Consider the following 17,380-nt stretch of genomic DNA (forward strand, 5'->3'; position numbering starts at 1 on the left):
CGGGCCTTAGAGTATTCAGGCCTGCAGACCCCATGAAACTGATACGCAACCTGATTCCTGGCATGATTGCCCTCACTCTGGTGGCCTGCGGCGGCGGCACCAGCGTCAAACCGGATGCGGGCAAGCCTGCCCCGACGACACAGTCCGCGCCCAAGAAAGGCGGCTACTACCTGGATGACGGCCCTGGCGACAACCCGCCCGCCGACATCGACAGCATTCCGGATGCCAAGCCACGCGCCGAAACGCCGCTGCCGCGCGCCATGCGCCCGTACAGCGCGCTGGGCCGCCGCTACACCCCGCTGACGGAACACACTCCTTACAAGCAACGCGGCATCGCTTCCTGGTATGGCAAGCGCTACCACGGACAAAAGACTTCCAGCGGCGAAGTCTATGACATGTACGCCATGACCGGCGCGCATACCATTCTGCCGCTGCCGAGCTACGTACGCGTCACCAACCCGGAGAACGGCCGCTCCGTCATCGTGCGCATCAATGACCGCGGCCCGTTCCATGACAACCGGCTGATCGACCTTTCCTACGCCGCAGCCTATAAGCTGCGCCTGGTCGAAAAAGGCAGCGGCATCGTCGATGTGGAGGCGCTGGACGAAAATGGCAGGCCGATCTCAAACCCAGCCGGGGCCACTGTCGAGCAACAGGCCAAGCCTGCCGCTGCGGAGGCAGGCAACGGCAGCCTCACCAACGCCATGAATGAAACCGTCACCAACCAGCCGATCACCGGCGCCTATGTGCAGGTTGGCGCCTTCTCGGTCAAGGCCAACGGCGACCGGCTGGTCGAGACCTTGCAGCAAAACCAGCTCGCGAACAATGTCCAGGTAGAGAATTGGTATAATGCCGGAACTTATCGCGTTCGCCTCGGGCCATATAGCAGCCGCCAGCAGGCCGAGGCAGCGGCGGCAAAAATCAAGCAGACACTCAATACCAACGCGATCGTGGTATACCAGTGAGTTTGTTGGCTACCGGCTTGAACCCTAAATCATTGAGTTAAAGAGATTCTATGTCCTATCTTTCCATCCGCAAGCCAGCGATCCTCATCGCTGCAGTGACCGCCTTTGTGACCAATGCCCTGACGGCGCAAGCGGCAGACATCCCCCAACCCCCGGCGCTGGCCGTCAAGTCCTACCAGCTCTATGACTTCAACAGCGAGCGCGTGATTGCGGAACAGGATGGCAGCTCCCGTGTCGAGCCGGCTTCGCTCACCAAGATCATGACGGCCTACCTGGCCTTCAAGGCCATCAAGAACGGCCACCTGACCCTGACGCAGACCCTTCCGGTCAGCGTCAAGGCCTGGAAGGTCGAGGGTTCCAAGATGTTCATCGAGCCCAACAAACCCGTAACTGTCGATGAACTGCTGCACGGCATGATCATTCAGTCCGGCAACGATGCCTCCATCACGCTGGCCGAAGGCATTGCCGGCTCCGAGGAGGGCTTTGCCGAACTCATGAACAAGGAAGCCGCGCGCCTGGGCATGCGAGAGACCCATTACGTCAACGCCACCGGCCTGCCCGACCCGCAGCATTACACCACCGCGCATGACCTGGCCTTGCTCGCGGCCGCGTTGATCCGCGACTTCCCCGACCAGTACAAGCGCCTGTATTCCATGAAGGAATACACCTATAACAAGATCAGCCAGCCTAATCGCAACCGCCTGCTGTGGCTGGACCCTTACGTTGACGGCATGAAGACCGGCCATACCAAGAGCGCGGGCTACTGCCTGGTCACCTCGGCCAAGCGCGGCGACACCCGCATGATCTCGGTCGTGCTTGGCGCCCCGTCCGATTCCGCGCGTGCGACCGAGAGCCAGAAGCTGCTCAACTACGGCTTCCAGTTCTACGAATCCAAGCTGGTGTACAAGCGCGGCGCGGAAGTCAGCAGCCTCAAGGTATGGAAGGGCGCAGAGAACAACGTCGTGGCCACCGTGGCCAGGAATGTCTCCATCACCCTGCCCAAGGGCGAATATGCCCGCGTCAAGGCCAAGGTGGTCAGCCAGCAGCCTTTGGTGGCCCCGGTAAGCGCCGGACAGCAGGTGGGCACCATCCAGTTCATCCTGGATGATAAAGTGATTGCCGAGCACAAGCTGGTCGCCGCCAAGGGCGTGGAAGTGGCCGGCATCTTCGGCCGCCTGCTGGACACGATCAAGCTCTGGTTCGAGTAATCCCGCAGCGCATGGATGAAACCGTCTACCTCAACGGCTCATTCCTGCCATTGGCTCAGGCCACGGTCCCGGTGCTGGACCGTGGCTTTATCTTTGGCGATGGCGTGTATGAAGTCGTCCCGGTCTATTCCGGCCAGCCGTTCCGCCTTGACGAACACCTCGCCCGGCTGGCCCAGAGCCTGGAAGCGGTCCGTATCCGCAACCCGCTCGATACGGCCGGATGGCATGACGTCTGCACGCGCCTGGTCGCCGCCAATGCCGGACTGACCGACCAATCGCTCTATATCCAGGTCACGCGCGGCGTCGCACCTCGCGACCAGGCATTTCCACAGCCGGAAGTCAGCCCGACCGTGTTGGCGATGAGCATGCCCCTGGTGACGCCATCGCCCGAGCTAGTGGAATCCGGCGTGAGCGCGATCACGGCACTTGATATTCGCTGGCAGCGCTGCAATATAAAAGCCATCTCCCTGCTTGCCAACGTATTGTTGCGGCAGGAAGCCGTGGATCACGGCGTGGCGGAAACCCTGATGCTGCGAGACGGCTATCTCACCGAAGGCAGCAGCAGCAATATCTTTATCGTGAAAGAAGGCGTATTGCTGGCCCCGCCCAAGAACCAGTTCATGCTCCCCGGCATCACCTATGACGTGGTGCTGGAGCTCGCTCAGGCAAACGGCATGCCGACCAAGGTCGGCCCGGTGAGCGAAGCGCAATTGCGCGCGGCGGATGAAATCTGGCTCACCTCGTCCACGAAGGAAGTGCTTGCCGTAGTCGCGCTGGACGGCGTGGCGGTCAATGACGGCAAGCCCGGCCCGGTATTCAAGCGCATGCATGTGCTGTACCAGGCATTCAAGAACCAAGTAATGAGGCCTGCGAGGTAAGCAATATGGCAAATGAGCGCAATGACAACAAACCCGATGATCAGGAAACGCTGATCGAATTTCCCTGCGACTTCCCTATCAAGGTGATGGGCGAGGCGCACGAGGAATTCGCCAACCTGATCCTGGCCGTGATCCAGCAGCACCTGCCGGATTTCGACGCCACGCGCATCGAGATGCGGGCCAGCACCGGCGGCAAATACGTCAGCCTGACCTGTACCGTGCTCGTGCACTCCAAGCCGCAGCTGGACGACATCTACCGCTCGCTCACATCGCACCCCAAGGTGAAATACGTACTTTGATGACGGCGGCAGCGATACCCCATGCAGCATGAGCGCATGAACCGGCCTTTGGTCATCCGTACACTGGGCCGCACCGATTACCTCGCCACTTGGCAGGCCATGCAGGCCTACACACAGTCCAGGACCGAATACAGCAATGATGAATTCTGGCTCACCGAGCACGCCCCCGTCTACACCCTGGGCTTGAACCGCAAGGCCGTGCGTCCGCCGAGCCGGGACGACATTCCATTGATCGAGGTGGATAGGGGCGGCAAGATCACCTACCATGGCCCGGGCCAGGTCGTCATCTATGTCTTGCTCGACCTCAAGCGCCGCGGTCTCACTGTCCGCTCGCTGGTCAGCGCGATGGAAGACAGTATCATCGGCCTGCTCGCAGAGCACGGCGTCACGGCAGTGGCGCAGGCTGATGCACCCGGCGTATACGTCAACGGCGCCAAGATTGCCTCTCTCGGCCTGCGCCTGAAGAACCAGCGCAGCTATCACGGCCTGGCGCTGAATATCGACATGGACCTGGCCCCGTTCCTCGCCATCGACCCTTGCGGCTACCAGGGCCTGCAGGTCACCCAGGCCCGCGACCTGGGAATATGCCTGGCACCCGAGGCGGCGGCACAAAAGCTGCTTGATAAATTGACATCACAGTTAGGCTATACTGATTGCCTGACCGAGAACACCTTATGACAGAAATTACCGAACGCATCGTCCCGCCGCCACGCAAGGTCGCGGGCGTGAAGGAAACCAGCGCCGAGAAGATGGCGCGCATTCCGATCAAGATCATTCCCATGCCGGCCATGCGCAAGCCGGAATGGATACGCATGAAAGTGCCGGATAGCGCACGTTTCCGCGAAATCAAGCAAGTGCTGCGCGAGAACAACCTGCATACTGTCTGTGAAGAAGCATCGTGCCCCAATATCGGCGAATGCTTCAGCGGCGGCACCGCCACCTTCATGATCCTTGGCGACATCTGTACGCGCCGCTGCCCGTTCTGCGACGTATCGCACGGCAAACCGCTGCCGCCCGATGCCAACGAACCGGAGAACCTGGGCCGCACTATCGCCCAGATGCGCCTCAAGTATGTCGTCATCACCAGCGTCGATCGCGACGACTTGCGCGACGGCGGCGCCCAGCATTTTGTCGACTGCATCGCATCAGTGCGCACCCACTCACCCAATATCAAGGTGGAAATCCTGGTGCCCGACTTCCGCGGCCGCCTGGATCGCGCCATCAATATCCTCAAGGCCGCGCCACCAGACGTCATGAACCACAACCTGGAAACCGTGCCGCGACTCTACAAGGAAGCACGGCCCGGCTCCGACTACCAGAACTCGCTGGATTTGCTCAAGGAGTTCGGCGAGCTGCACCCGGAAGTGCCGACCAAGTCCGGCTTGATGCTAGGGTTGGGCGAAACCGACGAGGAAATCCTGGAAGTGATGCGCGACCTGCGCGCGCATAACGTCACCATGCTCACCCTGGGCCAGTATCTGCAGCCTAGCCCGCACCACCTGCCGGTCAAGCGCTTCGTCACGCCGCAGCGCTTTGCCGAATTCGAGCAGCAAGCGCTCGCCATGGGCTTCACCCATGCCGCCTGCGGCCCCATGGTGCGTTCCTCCTACCATGCCGACAACCAGGCGCAACAAGCAGGAGTCAGTTTCTAACATTCCACCATCATGGAAAGCAACCTTCTACTCATCCTGCTCGCATTCTTCCTGGTCCTGCTCAACGGCTTCTTCGTGGCGGCCGAGTTCGGGCTGGTCAAACTCCGGCAAACCCGCGTCAAGGCGATTGCCAAGACCCACGGCTGGCGCGGCCGCATCCTCGCCAAGGTTCATGGCCAGCTCGACGCCTACCTGTCCGCCTGCCAGTTGGGTATTACGCTGGCCTCGCTAGGCCTCGGCTGGGTAGGCGAACCGGCGTTCGCCCAATTGCTGGAGCCCTTGCTGTTCAGCGTTGGCGTCACCGCCCCCGAACTCGTGCACGGCATCTCATTCGTGGTCGCCTTCTTCACCATCTCCTACCTGCATATCGTGCTGGGAGAGCTCGCCCCCAAATCCATGGCGATACGTCAGTCGGAAACGGTCGGCCTATGGACGGCCGCGCCCCTGTATGTTTTCTACTGGGTCATGTATCCCGCCATCTGGCTGCTCAATGCCAGCTCCAACTGGATATTGCGCAAGTTCGGCCTCAGCACCGGCCATGCCAGCGACGCCCATTATTCGGCCGACGAGCTGAAGCTGATCCTGCGCAGCAGCCGTGCCTCGGAAGAGCTCACCAAGGACGAATGGAACATCCTCGCCCATACGCTGGATTTCAGCGACCTGGAAGTCGCCGACCTCATGCGGCCCTTCAACGAGGCCATTTCCCTGTCAGCAAAAAACAGCTTCGAGGAAAACCTGGAAATCATCTCCCAGCACCGCTACAGCCGTTATCCTTTCGTGGAGCAGGACGGCAAGGTCAAGGGCGTCATCCACCTCAAGAGCCTGTTCCTCGCCAAGTTCGAAGAGGACGAACTGCAGGACCTGAGCCGCTTTGTGCACCCTGCCCCGTTTGTCGCTCCCGACCTGCCTGCGATAGAACTGTTCCGCCGCTTCCGCGAGGGCAAGGCCAGCCACTTCGCCATCGTCGGCCGCAAGGGACAGGAACCCCAGGGCTTCATCACCCTGGACAACATGCTGGGGGCCCTGGTCGGCGAGATCCGCGACGAGTTCCGCCAGAGCCAGAACGACTGGACCAAGCTCGACGACAGCACGCTGATCGGCAAGGGCAGCCTGCCTATCTTCACGCTGGAACGCGCCCTGGGCATCGAGATCGAGAACGACGACGAAGTCGATTCCGTCGGCGGGCTGGTGCTATCCAAGCTGGGCTACATCCCCAAGGAGGGCGAGAGCATCGCCTTCGAGCAATTCGACATCGTCGTCAAGAAAATGAACGGCCCGCGCATCATCCTGGTCCGCATCCACCCGAAGCAGAAGCATGATGAGTGATATAGTGGCCGAAGTGAACTACCCGCAAAAAGTCGACCTATTCATCGTCGGCGGCGGCATGATAGGCAGCGCACTAGCTGCCAGGCTCGCGCCCAGCGGCATGCGGATCGCCCTGCTGGAAAACCATCCACCTGCTCCTTTTGACGCTTCCAGCCCCCCCGATTTGCGCGTGTCGGCCCTGAGCCCCGCCTCTATCGGCTTTCTTGAGCAATCCCACGCATGGCCGGCGATACAAGCCATGCGCACTGCGCCGTTCAAGCGCATGCAGGTCTGGGAAAACCGCCGGGACCAGGGCACCTTGTTTGATGCCGCGGAAGTCGATGCGCCCTGGCTCGGCCATATCGTCGAGAACAGGCTGGTGCAGCTGGCCTGCCTGGAGGCGCTTCAAGGTTATGACAACGTCATCTTACTGTGCCCGGACGAAATCGATCAGATTGCCTATCGGCCCGAAGGCAGCCACATCCGCCTGAAAAGCGGCCAGGCCTTCGAGGCAAGACTCCTCATCGGTGCCGACGGCGCCAACTCTCAAGTGCGCAAGGCTGCTGGTATTGCATTGGACAGCCGGCAATACCCCATGCATGCGCTGGTCGCTACCGTCGGCATCCAAGGCGGCGAACGCGACATCACCTGGCAGCGCTTCACCCCCGACGGGCCGCAATCGCTGCTGCCCCTGCCTGGGGACTATGCCTCGCTGGTCTGGTACCACCGCCCGAGCGAGGTACGCCGGCTGTTGACGCTGGACGACGATGCGCTGCTGGACGCGTTCCGCCAGCACTTCCCCGCCGCATTGCCCGAGATCACGGGATTGGTGCAACGCGGCAGTTTCCCGCTCGCGCGCAGCCATGCACAGGCTTATGCGCGCCAGGGCGTCGCGCTGATCGGCGACGCCGCCCACACCATTCATCCACTGGCAGGCCAGGGTGTGAACCTCGGATTTCAGGATGCCGCCGTGCTCAACGAGATTCTGCAGCAAGCCTGGCAGGAAGACGGCGACCTTGCTTCATTGCCACGCCTGCAAGGCTACGAACGCCAGCGCAAGCTCGCCAACCTCGTCATGCAGCGCGCCATGGACGCTTTCAGCTACGGCTTCAGCAACGATAGCGCGCCCTTGCGCCTGCTGCGCAACCTGGGGCTCAGGGCCGCCAATCATCACGGCCCAGTCAAACGGGAAGTGATTCGCTATGCTCTGGGATTCGGCCACTCCTCGCTGCCTTTGCCCGCACCTTTGCGAAATCTCGCTGCGTTGATCAACTCTTGATGCTGTTGAGGAACAAGCCTGATGAGCATTGCAGCATCAAGGACTTGTTCATATTCTAAGCCAGGTTCCATAATCAGCTTCAGAAGTTATAGCGCAAGCTTAGCCAGGCATTGCGCGTCGGCGCATAAATGCCGGTGTGGAACGTTGTATCCAATCCTTGCAGATACTCTTTGTCGAATAAATTATTGACGTTCAATGTCGCGGAAAGCTGCTTACTGATATCGTACCTGGCCATCAGGTTAACCACGGCATAGGACTCCTGCTCGCCTTTCAGCGCAAACCCTGAAGAAGTGGCCGTGTAGTAAATCCGACTCTGCCAATTCACACCACCGCCAAGGCTAAGTTTGTTCCATATGCCAGGCAAACGGTAACTAGTCCAGACTTTGGCCATCTGACGAGGAAAAATGGTGCGTATAAGTTCGCAGTCAGCATCTTTGGTAATACTGTAGTTATAACTGGCGCTTAATTGCCAGCCAGGTATCAGTGCACCGTTAAGCTCAATATCAACGCCTCGCGTTTTAGCCCCGCTCACCGCACGATAGGCAGCCTGGACCGGAGAGGTGCCTGGTACCGTTTGTCCTGGATCAGCTTCAGACAGGTTGTCTTGACGAATTTCATACAGCGAAACCGCACTATTCAGCTTACCGCTGAAGAATTCGCTCTTTAGGCCGACTTCATAGTTATCTCCCTCGCGAGGGTCGAGAACTGCGCCATTGCGGTCGCGCACGCTTTGCGGCTTGAAGATATTGGTATAACTCACGTATCCGGAATGGATACGATTGAAGTCATAGACAATACCAGCATAAGGCGTAACCACCCCTGTTTCTTGCATGTTGGTAATGCGATTGTTTGCCGCAGATGCAGGATTGGTATAAATCTGCGAGAGCTGGTACTCGTAATTGTTAATACGCGCGCCTACGATGAATGAAATATTATCCCAGGGTTTTAAACGCAACATGCCATAAGTGCCATACTGCTTCTGCCAACCGTCGTAATCCATCAATTTTTGTCCAGTAATGGTCGGCCCGGCAGTTTCATTATTCCAGGTGTAAATATTGATATTGCGCCCCTCAATGCCAGCACCCCGCATGGGCTCATGCTGATTATCGAATTCCGACCAGTTGAAGCCCAATACAAACTCCTGCTGACGCCCCCAAAGTTCAAACGGCCCCTGTATATGCGCATCAAATCCTGTCTGCCGCTGGACTGCACTCCCGAGACCACCGTAGAGCCTCACGCCATTGCCAGTTGCCTGATTGGGAAATCCCCAGCTGGCGTATGCCAAGGAGAAATCCCGCTCGCCATACAAATGATTGGCAGATAGCTTTAATTTCCAATCATTACCAAATTGATGCTCGAGGTTGAGAAAAGCGTTATAAACCTCGATCTCATTTTTGCTCCAACGCGAGGCTGCATTGTCGGATGGTGAAAAATTGGTTCGTGTTCCGTCGCTGTAAAACAGGGGCAATCCTGCCGGCGATTGTCCTTGCGGATCGGATTTTTGGTAATCCAACCCAGCTCTTATCAACGTGCGCTCCGTAATATCCGCTTCCAGCACTCCATAGAGCACTGTCTTTTTAGTATCGTAATAATCAATATGGGTACCACCTTTCTCATAGGCAGCCACAAGGCGTCCACGCAAGCTGGCGCTATCGTTTAAAGGCCCTGATACATCCAGCTCTCCCCGGTAACGATCCCAATTGCCCAATCCCAGACTGGCATAACCCTGGAAGTCATGAGTAGGTTTCTTGCGCACCAGATTGATCGTGCCTGACGGGTCGCCTGCTCCCGTCAGCAATGCGGTTGCGCCACGCAGTATTTCCACACGGTCATAAATAACAAGATCAGACTGAGCTTGTGGAATGTTCTGCGACACAATGTCAGTGGCGGTCAATACACCATCCAATTGATAATTGTCGATCGCATAGCCGCGGGAATTAATGGAGAATCGGCTGGTCCCGACATTCTGGATTGAAATGCCCGGGGCACGGTCCAACACGCTTTCAACACTGCGTAGATTCTCATCCTCTATACGCTGGCGCGTCATGATACTGATGCTTTGCGGTGTTTCTCGCAGCGTCAATGGCAGACGAGTAGCGGTATCAACCGGCCCAAACACAGCATAACTGCGCGTGCCCTCGGTTGTACTGAGCAATTCCTCCCGCCTTGCCTTGACGCTCACTTCGGGTAGAGTGCTTTCTGCACTAGCCTTGGGCTTCTGCGCTATCGTCAAAGAATAACCGCCATCGCTCTCCTGCCTCACGGACAGCCCGCTGCCTTGCAACAAAAGCTCGAAGCCTTCCCTCACGGAATAACTACCGTTCAATCCCGAAGTAGTTTTGCCTTTCGTCGTGACAGGATCGAACGAAAGTAGTACGCCAGCCTGGGTGGCGAACCTGGAAAGCGCAGCGCCCAGAGGGCCGGCTGCGATAGCGTAGGTTTTTGCTTCCGCCGCAGCCGCTTCGGCGGCATGTGTCATATGCATCGGCATCAATGCGCCTGTTGCAATGCTGGCCTGCAACAGCAAGGCAATAGTGCTGCGCTTGAATGGATGGGTTTTGTTTTCTCTTGGCATGATGCTCCCTGGATAGTGATTAAACGTCTCTATCTGCTTTGCCAAACGAAAATCGAAAAGTGACAATCGAAAATGAAAATTATTTTGGCGGGCTTGCCCGAACCAGAGGTCAGGCTTTATGTTGCGCGAGGTTCCAGCAATACGATGTAGCGGGTGAACATGGTGATATTGACCGGTAGGGTCCTGGCAATGCTGTGCAATACGGCATCGGTATCCTTGACCGGGAAAGAGCCGGAAATCTTCAACTCATGCAATTCAGGAGCCAAGCGCAGCCAGCCTTTGCGGTAGCGTTGCAGTTCTGCGATGAATTGCGGCAAGGGCAGGTTGTCGGCATAGATAAACCCATCGGCCCAGCTCGACGCTTGTGGCGACAACGGGCCCAGTGTGATTTGCCCATGGGCAGAAAACAGGCTGGCCATGCCTTCGCTGACGGTATAAGCCTGCCCAGGCACGGACTGCGGCTCGACCTTGACGGCATGCGCCATCACGCTGAGCAAGGTACCGCCATCGGTCTGGCGCACGCTGAATTTCGTGCCCAAGGCAGTCAGCAGCCCTTCGCTGGTCTGTACGACAAAAGGCCGGTATGGCTCGGCTTCCTGGCCGGTATCGACCATGATTTCGCCGCTGTGCAGGCGAATCAGGCGCTGCCGGGCATCGAACGCCACGTCCAGTGCGGAATCGGTATTGACGACCAATAGGCTGCCGTCAGCCAACGCCAACGTGCGCTGTTCGCCAACCGCGGTACGGATATCGGCATTCCAGCTTTGCCACGGCAACTCCCGATAGGCCTGCCAGCCCGCGCCGCCCACGGCAATCAGCACTGCGAGCTGCTTGAGCGCCTTGCGGCGTTCCAGGCGCTTTTGCGGGGTGAGTGTGGCGATGCCAAGCTGGGCCGGCACACGCTCGAATTTTTCGGTGATACGTTCCACCTGCTGCCAAGCGGTTTCGTGGTCAGTGCTTTGGTCGCGCCAGGCTTGCCATGCGATATGGTCAGCCTCGCTTGCCTCGCCCGAACTCAACTGGGCATACCAGGTGATCGCCGCCTGTAACGCCGCTTGTTCGGAGGATAGGGAAGTATTTGTCATGGATAACGTCAGGCCGATGGCGTGTCTACCGACAGGCAATGCGCCAATGCCCGCATGATGTATTTGCGCACCGAGCTTACCGAGACGTCGAGGCGGCGCGCAATGTCGGCATGCGAGGCGCCTTCCAGCTGCACCATGAGGAAAGCCATGCGTACCTTGCCAGGCAGGCCGTCCAGCAGGGCGTCGATTTCGAGCAAGGTTTCCAGCAGCATGGCCTGCGCCTCTGGCGAGGGGATCTCATGGGCGGGCGCCTGCGCCAAGGCTGCGAGATAGGCCTGCTCCAGCTTGCGCCTGCGCAACTGGTTGACCATGAGCCCATGCGCGACGGTGGTGAGGTAGGCACGCGGCTCGCGCAGGTTTTCCAGCTCGCGCTGCAAGGCGATCCGCACGAAGGTATCTTGCGCCAAGTCTGCCGCCTCGAATACGCAGCCCAGCCTCTTGCGCAGCCAACCCTGCAACCAGCCGTGATGCTCGGTATACAGCGTGCCCAGCATTTGTTGCTGCGAATCCGGAAGCGTTTCCATTTGACCATCAGCTAATGAGAATATTTCTCATTTTATATGAGCGCCAATTTATCAGGCAAGGACTCTTGACTCATGGAAAGAACTGTCCCTACCATGACGCTATACAGGTCAGTAAATACAAAGTAATGGAGGAGGTGAACATGGGCGAGTTCTACGGAGAGCAGCATAGGCAATGGCAGGAACAATTCGACGGGGTAGCGATGGCGGACCGGGTGCGCGACCTGATCGTGCTGCCCAGCATCCCGGAAGAGCATGCTGCCTTTATCGGCAGCCGCGATTTCTTTTTCCTTTCCACCATAGATCACCGCGGCTTCCCCACTTGCTCCCACAAGGGCGGCCAGCCCGGGTTTGTGAAAATACTGGACGACACGACATTGGCGTTCCCCAGCCTGGACGGCAACAGCATGTATCTCTCCATGGGCAATCTCTCGCTCAATCCCAAGATAGGCATGCTGTTCATCGACTTTGAAACCCCGCACCGCATCCGCGTCCATGGCACTGCCAGCATTACGCCGGACGACCCCTTGCTTGCGGAATACCAGGAAGCCGAACTAGTCGTGAGAGTCAAGATCGAGGAAATCTTCGTCAATTGCCCGCGCTATATCCACAAGCACCAGCGCGTGCAGACCTCCCCTTACGTTCCGCAGCCGGGCTGCGTCACGCCGACGCCTCAATGGAAGCGCCTTGACGTCGTGCAGGATGTCCTGCAGCCGAAGTATCTCGCCAAGGTGGCCTCCATGGGCGGCACGATTTCACCCGAGCAATATGGGGAACTCGTGATGAAAGGCAATGCCTGACAGAAAAGCACAACCTCATAGGAGACTGGTATGGCAAAGCTACTCGGGATTTCCGGCAGTTTACGCAAACAATCATTCAACACGGCGTTGTTGAACGCCGCCAAAACGCTGGCGCCAGAAGGTATCGAGCTTGAAATTGCCACCTTGCACGGCATACCGCTTTACGACGGCGACCTGGAAGAGCAATCCGGCATCCCGGAAGCCGTGACGGCATTGAAGCAAAAGATCATCGCCAGCGACGGCGTCATTATTGCCACGCCTGAATACAACGGCAGCATTCCCGGCGTGTTGAAGAACGCGGTCGACTGGCTGTCGCGCCCGCCCGCGGACATTCCCAAGGTCTTTCAGGGGCGCGCTTTTGCCGTGGTTGGCGCCACGCCATCGGGCTTCGGCACCATGTTGGCGCAAAATGCCTGGCTGACTGTGCTACGCCAGCTCGGCGTCCAATACTGGAATGGTGGGAAGCTGCTTCTCTCTCGCGCCCATGAGGCGTTTGACGATCAAGGCAACCTGACTGACCAGCGCCATAAGGATGAGCTGGGGAAATTCCTCCAGGGCTTTGCGCAATTCGCGGCCCAGGCTAAATCCTCAAGCTAAATCGTAGACTTTCTGCCGGCGGAGCCCGGCTTGAAAACATAAAACAGGTTGGGCTCGCTGATCACGTAAATGCGCTTGTCCGGCCCGATGGCCAAACCTTCAGCCTGCGGCACGCTGCGGGAAAGGCCCTGGAAACCGCGCCACAGCGCCAGCGTATCCAGCATTTTGCCTTCGGCGTCGTATTCCGCCACCATGCGCGAGTCGTCGCTCAACAGCAGGACATGCCCCGTGCTGGCGTCATAGGTCACTGCGGATAAATCCCTCAGGCCGCAGGAAGCGGTCTCCTGCAGTTTCTCGATATGGATAGCCACGGGCTGGCCAGGCAATGCGTCGACGAAGCCATGAATGGCAATCACGCGCTTGGGGGAACGTTCCTTTGCCACCAGCAAGCGCTGGCGCTCCTTGTCCCAGACGATACCCTCGAATCCCTTGTTGTCATGGGCATACATCGCAAGCGTGAGGGAAGGCGACCTGCTGACATCCAGTTTGTCCACGCCGGCGTGAATGTCGGCAATCACCAGGCTATGCTTGGCCTCGTTGAGCAGGGCGAAGCGGTTGCCGCCGATATGGGCGATACCCTCCATGTCCTTGATGCCCTTGACATGGATTGTACGCAGCACTTCGCCCGTGAGGGATAATTCGACAATTAAGGGCTGCTGGTTGGAAACGGTGAACAGGGTATGGGTTTCGTGGTTATAGCTCAAATCGGAAAGGTCCGACCCGACTCCTGGTATTTCGATCGCCTCATGTTCGACGGTGTAATTCTTAAGGCCCAATGTATCGTGCTTGACCTGCTGCGTGCCCCACAAGTGCCATGCGATGGCTTCCAGCCTGAAAGCGTAAGCGACGGTCAGCAATGCAGCCATGATGATCAACAGCAAGCCCAAGCGCTTGCCCGGCAGAAATCTGGACATCCTGATTTATAATCCCTGAAAATACCTGCAGCCGCCGACTTGCGGCCAAAACGAATCCAATGCATGACTGTGCACGCGGGCACAAAGTTTCACATTGAATATCATATCCATACAAACACTCAGCATTAAACGTGCCAATATTTTAAGTCTCACAACCCCTCATGACCAGAACAATGCCCTTCCACAAGAATTGTGAACTCTGTACCACCGCCGGAGGCGAAATCCTCTGGCAGGACGAGCTCTGCAGGGTCGTGCGCGTGGAAGACCAGGATTACCCGGGGTTTTGCCGCGTCATCCTCAACCGCCACGTCAAAGAAATGAGCGACCTCAGGCCCACGGACCGCGAGCATCTCATGCTGGTCGTGTTTGCGGTGGAAGAAGCCGTGCGTGAAGTCATGCGCCCGGACAAGATCAACCTCGCCAGCCTCGGCAACATGACGCCGCACGTGCATTGGCATGTAATTCCCCGTTTCAAGCGCGACCGCCACTTTCCCAACCCGATATGGGGGGAAGCCAAGCGCGAGAGTCTGCCGCAGGCGCTGGACCAAGGCAGTAGCGCCGCATTGAAGAAAGCGATTTCCGTCCGGCTTGATCAGGGCGAGCACGTTTTCATGGGCATTTAGAGCGGCTAGTCAGGATCGCTTTCCTGGGTGTTGTGAGCCGCTCTTAGTAGAAAGATAGCTATGCCGGATTTGTTTATTCGCTCTTAGAGCCTGTTCACGATCTTTATCATGAGGCATGCATGGCACCGCAACATACCAGCCCCCTCATCATACCGGCCCCTTGTCATACCGGGCTTGACCCGGTATCTCGCCCCATGCCCTGCCGCCTGGCCCATTCCTCAGCGCCACGGGATCCCGGCTCTGGGGCCGGGATGACGGTTTGCCATTGCCATGACAGGACAAGGTCTCCGGTAACAGAGATCGTTAAGCGCTCACTGGGTCGCCAGGCTGTCTTCCTTGGTGAAGGTCCAGGTACGGGTAATGCCGATGATGTCGTACTCCTTGCGGATATCCTCGGGGAACGCCGCATAAGGCGCCGCCAGCTCCACGATCCTTTTGGCCGCGTCATCGAGTATCTTGTGGCCTGAGCTGCGCGTGATCTGGATTTTGTCTATGGAGCCGTCCGCACGAATATCGACCGACAGCTGCAACTTGCCGTAAAGCTTTTGCTCCTTGGCCGCCTCGGGATAATTGAGGTTGCCGATTTTCTCCACCTTCTGCCGCCATGCCTCGACATAAGTGGCAAAGCGGTATTCCTGCGTGCGTCCGCCCAACTCCTTGCGCTTGGGCCGCTTCTGGTATTCATCCTGCTGCTTGGCGATCTGCGCTTCCAGCCGAGCAATATCCATGCTGCTGGCAATCAGGTCGCGTGCATTGAGGTTTTTGGGAGCATCCTGCTGCTGGCCGTGGTCGGGCGTTGAAGTCGCAGCGCTTTGCGCAGGCGCGGACTCCAGCTTTTTCTGCTCCTTGAGCTGTGTCATGAGCTCCTGCGCCTGGCGCTCCAGTTCCGCCACCTTGTCCTGCTGGGTCTGTTCCTGCTTTTCCTCGCCCGGCCGCGAGGCGGCCGAGGCTTCTACCGCCTGCTTGGGAGCCACCTCGGTCTTCTTTTTCCTCGGCGGCGGCAGGGCAGTCTTCATCTGCCTGTCCTGGTCGGTATTTCCGCCCTTATCGAGGTTGGCCTGCGCCAGGGCATCGGCCTTCTTCGGCTTGGACTCGGTCTTGGCATTGACCAAAACCACCTCCAGCGGCGGGATTTTGTCCTTGAGGAACTTGAGGTCGGGCGCCTCGAAATTGACTGAAAGAATCAGGATGACGTGAAACACGGCCGAAAGCAGCAAGGCCCAGCCGAGGACGCCCATCTCTTTCAGGCCTTGCAGCTTCACTAGGCCAGCCTCTCCAGCAAGCGTTCATGAATGCCGCCAAAGCCGCCGTTGCTCATGACCAGGATATGGTCGCCCGGCTGCGCCTCGGCGGCGATCGCCTCGATCAGCACCGGCATGCTGTCGAACGCCGCCGCCTTGTGCTGGATCGGCTGCAAGGCCGCTGCCGCATCCCAGCCCAAATGCTCGCCATAGCAAAACACCAGGTCCGCGTCGGCCAAGCTGCCGGGCAATGCATCCTTCATCACGCCCAGCTTCATGGTGTTGGAACGCGGCTCCAGCACGGCAAGAATGCGCGCCTTGCCGACCTTGTCGCGCAAGCCGGCCACCGTGGTGGCGATCGCCGTGGGATGGTGGGCAAAATCGTCATAAACCGTGATGCCGTTCGCCACGCCCCGCACCTCCATGCGGCGCTTGACGTTCCTGAACTGGGACAAGGCTTCTATCCCGGCATCGATGGCGACCCCGGCATGCCGGGCCGCGGCCAGCGCAGCCAGCGCGTTCATGCGGTTATGCTCGCCCAATAATTGCCATTGCACGCGGCCTTGCGCCTTGCCCTTGAAGCGCACAGTGAAGCTGCCTTCCGCATCGACATCCGCCGCCTGCCAATCGGTACCGAAATATTCCGCTGGCGTCCAGCATCCGCGCTTGATCACGCGCTTGAGGCTGTCTTCCTTGCCGTTCGCCACCACCAGGCCATTGCTGGGAACGGTGCGCACCAGGTGATGGAACTGGGTTTCTATCGCATGCAGGTCGGCAAAAATGTCGGCATGGTCGAACTCGAGGTTGTTGAGGATAACCGTGCGCGGACGGTAGTGCACGAACTTGGAACGCTTGTCGAAAAACGCCGTGTCGTATTCATCCGCCTCGATCACGAAAAACGGCGAGATGCTCTTGTCGTCCTGGCGCGGCACGCCGGGCAGCCGCGCGGATACGCCGAAATTCTCCGGCACGCCGCCAATCAGGAAGCCAGGCGCAAGCCCGGCATATTCCAGTATCCATGCCAGCATGGAAGTGGTCGTGGTCTTGCCGTGCGTACCTGCAACAGCAAGCACCCACTTTGCCTGCTCGCCTTGCCTGGCGTAGAGGATGTTTTCCGCCAGCCATTGCGGGCCGGAGATGTAGGGCAGGCCGCGGTTGAGAATTTCCTCCATCAACGGGTTGCCGCGCGCCACCACATTGCCCACGACGTAGATGTCGGGGTTGAGGGAAACCTGTTCCGGGCCGAAGCCTTCGATCAGTTCTATGTCCTGTGCCTCGAGCTGCGTGCTCATGGGCGGGTAGACATTGGCGTCGCAGCCGGTCACGCGATGCCCGGCCGCCTTCGCCAGCACCGCGATGCCGCCCATGAAGGTGCCACAAATACCGAGAATATGGATATGCATAACGCTAAATAAACTTTCGAATCAGGGTTGATTGT

The 17,380-nt window shown here is 58.6% G+C and carries 17 protein-coding genes; 11 read left to right on the top strand and 6 right to left on the bottom strand.

Annotated features, from left to right (window positions below; translation table 11 throughout):
- The first annotated feature begins 32 nt into the window (after positions 1-32).
- The 8 genes from ACWXTG_RS09585 to ACWXTG_RS09620 are packed head-to-tail and all read left to right on the top strand — an operon-like array spanning position 33 to position 7,586.
- Positions 33-965, top strand: a complete 933-nt coding sequence (locus ACWXTG_RS09585) for a septal ring lytic transglycosylase RlpA family protein (protein WP_480219722.1) — start codon at positions 33-35, stop codon at positions 963-965.
- A gap of 50 nt (positions 966-1,015) precedes the next feature.
- Entirely contained in the window at positions 1,016-2,173 is a 1,158-nt protein-coding gene (locus ACWXTG_RS09590; RefSeq protein ID WP_480219723.1) for a D-alanyl-D-alanine carboxypeptidase family protein, read from the top strand.
- An 11-nt stretch (positions 2,174-2,184) separates the two neighbouring features.
- The gene (locus ACWXTG_RS09595; RefSeq protein ID WP_480219724.1) at positions 2,185-3,051 is read left to right on the top strand and encodes a D-amino acid aminotransferase; all 867 of its coding nucleotides are present in this window, start codon (positions 2,185-2,187) and stop codon (positions 3,049-3,051) included.
- Positions 3,052-3,056: 5 nt separating this feature from the next.
- A complete protein-coding gene (locus tag ACWXTG_RS09600) occupies positions 3,057-3,350 on the top strand; it encodes an HP0495 family protein (RefSeq protein WP_480219725.1) in 294 nt (97 codons plus the stop codon).
- 21 nt (positions 3,351-3,371) lie between these two features.
- Positions 3,372-4,028 carry a lipoyl(octanoyl) transferase LipB gene (gene lipB / locus ACWXTG_RS09605; RefSeq protein WP_480219726.1) on the top strand — a complete coding sequence of 219 codons (657 nt, stop codon included), beginning with the start codon at positions 3,372-3,374 and terminating at the stop codon, positions 4,026-4,028.
- Positions 4,025-5,002 carry a lipoyl synthase gene (gene lipA, locus ACWXTG_RS09610; RefSeq protein WP_480219727.1) on the top strand — a complete coding sequence of 326 codons (978 nt, stop codon included), beginning with the start codon at positions 4,025-4,027 and terminating at the stop codon, positions 5,000-5,002. The genes lipB and lipA overlap by 4 nt, the downstream gene beginning before the upstream one ends.
- 12 nt (positions 5,003-5,014) lie before the next feature.
- On the top strand, positions 5,015-6,328 hold the full coding sequence (locus tag ACWXTG_RS09615) for a hemolysin family protein (RefSeq protein WP_480219728.1): 1,314 nt from the start codon (positions 5,015-5,017) through the stop codon (positions 6,326-6,328).
- Positions 6,318-7,586, top strand: coding sequence for an FAD-dependent monooxygenase (locus tag ACWXTG_RS09620; protein ID WP_480219729.1), 1,269 nt, complete (start codon positions 6,318-6,320; stop codon positions 7,584-7,586). The genes ACWXTG_RS09615 and ACWXTG_RS09620 overlap by 11 nt, the downstream gene beginning before the upstream one ends.
- Before the next feature lie 79 nt (positions 7,587-7,665).
- Here ACWXTG_RS09620 and ACWXTG_RS09625 read toward each other — a convergent pair whose 3' ends face one another.
- The 3 genes from ACWXTG_RS09625 to ACWXTG_RS09635 all read right to left on the bottom strand — a co-directional run bounded on the left by ACWXTG_RS09625 (position 7,666) and on the right by ACWXTG_RS09635 (position 11,770).
- Positions 7,666-10,161 carry a TonB-dependent siderophore receptor gene (locus ACWXTG_RS09625; protein ID WP_480219730.1) on the bottom strand — a complete coding sequence of 832 codons (2,496 nt, stop codon included), beginning with the start codon at positions 10,159-10,161 and terminating at the stop codon, positions 7,666-7,668.
- 116 nt (positions 10,162-10,277) lie between these two features.
- Positions 10,278-11,246 (bottom strand): FecR domain-containing protein, encoded by a 969-nt coding sequence (locus ACWXTG_RS09630; RefSeq protein WP_480219731.1) that lies wholly within the window; start codon positions 11,244-11,246, stop codon positions 10,278-10,280.
- Between the two features lie 8 nt (positions 11,247-11,254).
- Entirely contained in the window at positions 11,255-11,770 is a 516-nt protein-coding gene (locus ACWXTG_RS09635) for a sigma-70 family RNA polymerase sigma factor (RefSeq protein ID WP_480219732.1), read from the bottom strand.
- A gap of 140 nt (positions 11,771-11,910) precedes the next feature.
- Here ACWXTG_RS09635 and ACWXTG_RS09640 point away from each other — a divergent pair, with 140 nt between their 5' ends.
- Together ACWXTG_RS09640 and ACWXTG_RS09645 are read left to right on the top strand one after the other, a co-directional pair.
- Positions 11,911-12,567: a pyridoxamine 5'-phosphate oxidase family protein gene (locus ACWXTG_RS09640; protein ID WP_480219733.1), complete on the top strand. Its 657-nt coding sequence runs from the start codon at positions 11,911-11,913 to the stop codon at positions 12,565-12,567.
- A 30-nt stretch (positions 12,568-12,597) separates the two neighbouring features.
- On the top strand, positions 12,598-13,164 hold the full coding sequence (locus ACWXTG_RS09645) for an NADPH-dependent FMN reductase (protein WP_480219734.1): 567 nt from the start codon (positions 12,598-12,600) through the stop codon (positions 13,162-13,164).
- Here the strand turns inward: ACWXTG_RS09645 and ACWXTG_RS09650 are convergent.
- Positions 13,161-14,078: an SdiA-regulated domain-containing protein gene (locus ACWXTG_RS09650; RefSeq protein ID WP_480219735.1), complete on the bottom strand. Its 918-nt coding sequence runs from the start codon at positions 14,076-14,078 to the stop codon at positions 13,161-13,163. The two genes, ACWXTG_RS09645 and ACWXTG_RS09650, sit on opposite strands and share 4 nt — an antisense overlap.
- A 161-nt stretch (positions 14,079-14,239) precedes the next feature.
- Here ACWXTG_RS09650 and ACWXTG_RS09655 point away from each other — a divergent pair, with 161 nt between their 5' ends.
- Positions 14,240-14,701 (top strand): HIT family protein, encoded by a 462-nt coding sequence (locus ACWXTG_RS09655; RefSeq protein WP_480219736.1) that lies wholly within the window; start codon positions 14,240-14,242, stop codon positions 14,699-14,701.
- Positions 14,702-15,012: 311 nt separating this feature from the next.
- Here the strand turns inward: ACWXTG_RS09655 and ACWXTG_RS09660 are convergent, their stop codons facing one another.
- Both ACWXTG_RS09660 and mpl read right to left on the bottom strand, forming a co-directional pair.
- Positions 15,013-15,963 (bottom strand): energy transducer TonB, encoded by a 951-nt coding sequence (locus ACWXTG_RS09660; protein ID WP_480219737.1) that lies wholly within the window; start codon positions 15,961-15,963, stop codon positions 15,013-15,015.
- Positions 15,963-17,345: a UDP-N-acetylmuramate:L-alanyl-gamma-D-glutamyl-meso-diaminopimelate ligase gene (gene mpl / locus ACWXTG_RS09665; RefSeq protein ID WP_480219738.1), complete on the bottom strand. Its 1,383-nt coding sequence runs from the start codon at positions 17,343-17,345 to the stop codon at positions 15,963-15,965. The genes ACWXTG_RS09660 and mpl overlap by 1 nt, the downstream gene beginning before the upstream one ends.
- Between the last annotated feature and the right edge of the window lie 35 nt (positions 17,346-17,380).

This window comes from Methylobacillus sp. DLP286, from assembly GCF_056636515.1.

Coding starts and splice junctions, on each gene's coding strand:
- ACWXTG_RS09585 (WP_480219722.1), top strand. CDS start 33: ATGAAACTGATACGCAACCTGATTCCTGGCATGATTGCCCTCACTCTG.
- ACWXTG_RS09590 (WP_480219723.1), top strand. CDS start 1,016: ATGTCCTATCTTTCCATCCGCAAGCCAGCGATCCTCATCGCTGCAGTG.
- ACWXTG_RS09595 (WP_480219724.1), top strand. CDS start 2,185: ATGGATGAAACCGTCTACCTCAACGGCTCATTCCTGCCATTGGCTCAG.
- ACWXTG_RS09600 (WP_480219725.1), top strand. CDS start 3,057: ATGGCAAATGAGCGCAATGACAACAAACCCGATGATCAGGAAACGCTG.
- lipB (WP_480219726.1), top strand. CDS start 3,372: ATGCAGCATGAGCGCATGAACCGGCCTTTGGTCATCCGTACACTGGGC.
- lipA (WP_480219727.1), top strand. CDS start 4,025: ATGACAGAAATTACCGAACGCATCGTCCCGCCGCCACGCAAGGTCGCG.
- ACWXTG_RS09615 (WP_480219728.1), top strand. CDS start 5,015: ATGGAAAGCAACCTTCTACTCATCCTGCTCGCATTCTTCCTGGTCCTG.
- ACWXTG_RS09620 (WP_480219729.1), top strand. CDS start 6,318: ATGATGAGTGATATAGTGGCCGAAGTGAACTACCCGCAAAAAGTCGAC.
- ACWXTG_RS09625 (WP_480219730.1), bottom strand. CDS start 10,161: ATGCCAAGAGAAAACAAAACCCATCCATTCAAGCGCAGCACTATTGCC.
- ACWXTG_RS09630 (WP_480219731.1), bottom strand. CDS start 11,246: ATGACAAATACTTCCCTATCCTCCGAACAAGCGGCGTTACAGGCGGCG.
- ACWXTG_RS09635 (WP_480219732.1), bottom strand. CDS start 11,770: ATGGAAACGCTTCCGGATTCGCAGCAACAAATGCTGGGCACGCTGTAT.
- ACWXTG_RS09640 (WP_480219733.1), top strand. CDS start 11,911: ATGGGCGAGTTCTACGGAGAGCAGCATAGGCAATGGCAGGAACAATTC.
- ACWXTG_RS09645 (WP_480219734.1), top strand. CDS start 12,598: ATGGCAAAGCTACTCGGGATTTCCGGCAGTTTACGCAAACAATCATTC.
- ACWXTG_RS09650 (WP_480219735.1), bottom strand. CDS start 14,078: ATGTCCAGATTTCTGCCGGGCAAGCGCTTGGGCTTGCTGTTGATCATC.
- ACWXTG_RS09655 (WP_480219736.1), top strand. CDS start 14,240: ATGACCAGAACAATGCCCTTCCACAAGAATTGTGAACTCTGTACCACC.
- mpl (WP_480219738.1), bottom strand. CDS start 17,345: ATGCATATCCATATTCTCGGTATTTGTGGCACCTTCATGGGCGGCATC.